Source organism: Pseudomonas luteola NBRC 103146, assembly GCF_002091675.1.
GTDB lineage: Bacteria > Pseudomonadota > Gammaproteobacteria > Pseudomonadales > Pseudomonadaceae > Chryseomonas > Chryseomonas luteola.
Genome location: NZ_BDAE01000068.1, coordinates 1 through 2,149, shown reverse-complemented (window position 1 = coordinate 2,149; position 2,149 = coordinate 1). Strand labels below are relative to the sequence as shown.

Genomic DNA, 2,149 nt, shown 5'->3' with positions numbered 1-2,149 from the left:
CAGCGTGGCTATATTGGTGAGTTCGGCGTACCGGATAACAACCCGCGCTGGAACATCCTGATGGACAATATGCTGACCTACCTGAAAGAGAATTGTGTACCGGCATCCTACTGGGCGGCAGGTCCGGGCTGGGGCAATTATTTCATGTCGGTTGAGCCGGTAAATGGGCAGGATCGCCCGCAGTGGCCGACGCTCAAGAAATACATGGACAGCAGCAGCTGTACGGAAATAGGCCCGAAGAAGGCAGGCGCCTCCACGACGCCAACGCCATCCACTCCGTCTGTGGGTACAACTCCGGTTGCGACCACACCGTCTACGGGTACTGGCTCTTCCACAGCACCGTCGACTTCGGTACCACCGGCAGCAACTCCAGTAACCACCACACCTGTTGCTGGAGCAGACGGTGCAGTTAGTAGCGTAATCAACAACTTTACTAACGCCGATTGGCTCAATGGTGTTTATCGCAAGAAAGCCGGTTTCTCGATCCCTGCTACGGCCGCTAATAAGGCTGCCTTCATAGTAGGTGCTTCGGTGCGACTTGCTAACGGAGAGGTCAGAAAGATCTCTGCTGTCCAGATCGGTACCAATATGGCGGTGTACCTGGAAGGCGCTCCGGTAAATGGATCGATCGTAGGCTATCCTAATAAGCTGGCGTTGGTATCGGCAGTACTCGCCACAAGCCCGATCAATGACTTTACCAATGCTGACTGGCTCAACGGCGTGTACCGCAAGAAGGCTGGCTTCTCGATTCCCGGCACTTCAACTAACCAGGCGGCATTCAAGGCAGGAGGATCCGTACGCCTGGCCACCGGCGAGGTTCGCAAGATTACCTATGTCCAGGCCGGTAAAAACCTTGCGGTCTACCTCGACGGCGCTCCGGTAAATGGATCGACTGTAGGTTATCCCAAAACATTGGCGGCGCTGGCCAACTAATCGAAGCTATGCGCATCCAGAGCCTCTTTCGCCAAGAGGCTCTGGAACTTAATCGTTGTCCTGCATGGCAATTGATTCGGTTCATCATAAGTCCTTGAAACATAATGAAAGCATTTATAAGCGTAATAATCAGGCGTTTTTGTAGTGACTGTCTTTAATGAACCAACACGTTCATAAATACAGCTAGGTGAACCTACTATTGAATGCTTTTATAGAATGGCTGCTGAGTGAACCCAAGCGCACCAGTGATTGGGACTGGTTAGGTGATCTGGAAGCACGTAGCGCTGAAGAGGAGCGTGACGATACAGATGTTACGTTTTAAGCATATTGAGGCGTTATCGGTATGCTTCATTTTCTGCAGCTTGCCGCCGTGTTAAAAGCCTTTATCCGCTTAATATAACGTTAGCCACCTCTTCCCCATGATGCGATCCGTGAGAGGAAAGCTGCCTCAAGCTTAAAGCTTCTGCTTTATCGGATAACGCCCTTTTCTTTTCGACTGATAAGGTTTGATATACAGAGAAGCCTTATCCTTACAACCGAACACCCGCCTTGCCACGGAATGAAAACCAAGCGCTCTTTACTAGCAAGCTTTCAACGGCAACTGGCTAACAACTGGAAGGAGTGGAGCATACTTTTGCTGGAGCAGTAATCCAGAGACTGCAGGCAGCACGAAGCCCTGCATGATCCAGCAAACCTCGTTATCATTGCTTCCGCTCAAATAACTCATCTCACTTGACCACTCTTCATCAGGCGAAGCCAGCTTCTTTCGTTAAGATTTCTCCTTCTTCAGATCACGCCGGTTTTCTGGCGGGCCCAGCGCCAAGCGTATCAATCACCATTGTAATTGGCGCCTATCGGCCATAAGTGATCGTTCGGAGGATGTTGCTCGGAAAAGCATCGTTGCAATGCTATTAAAGTAGCCAGGCAAGCAATCAGACTTGCCAGGTAGTTGGACTATGGAAACGAGTGATCGCCCCGTGAAACCTGACAATGTGGTTCATGAGTACACGTCTGCATTAGTACTGGGCATTCGCTTCGTCTGTGTATTGGCGCTGTCTGCAATGATTGCCGGTAAGCTTTCCAGGCTTATGGGTACTGACAATGTTGTTGTTTATTTCCTGGTGTTTATTGCGCTGGTCGTGCTGTTGAACAAGATTCTGGAAAGCCTGTTTGCGCGCCGCAAGTTGGTGCCGGAAGAGGAATGAGATTTACATTA

The 2,149-nt window shown here is 50.4% G+C and carries 2 protein-coding genes and 1 pseudogene; all 3 read left to right on the top strand.

Annotation, left to right across the window (positions count from 1 at the left end):
• Window positions 1-306: 306 nt before the first annotated feature.
• Window positions 307-933: pseudogene (locus PLU01S_RS25000) on the top strand (glycoside hydrolase family 5 protein); the annotation flags it as partial.
• Window positions 934-1,132: 199 nt separating this feature from the next.
• Window positions 1,133-1,255 (top strand): hypothetical protein, encoded by a 123-nt coding sequence (locus tag PLU01S_RS26370; protein WP_258019980.1) that lies wholly within the window; start codon window positions 1,133-1,135, stop codon window positions 1,253-1,255.
• A gap of 655 nt (window positions 1,256-1,910) precedes the next feature.
• Window positions 1,911-2,138, top strand: coding sequence for a hypothetical protein (locus tag PLU01S_RS24995; protein ID WP_159435143.1), 228 nt, complete (start codon window positions 1,911-1,913; stop codon window positions 2,136-2,138).
• Window positions 2,139-2,149 lie beyond the last annotated feature (11 nt).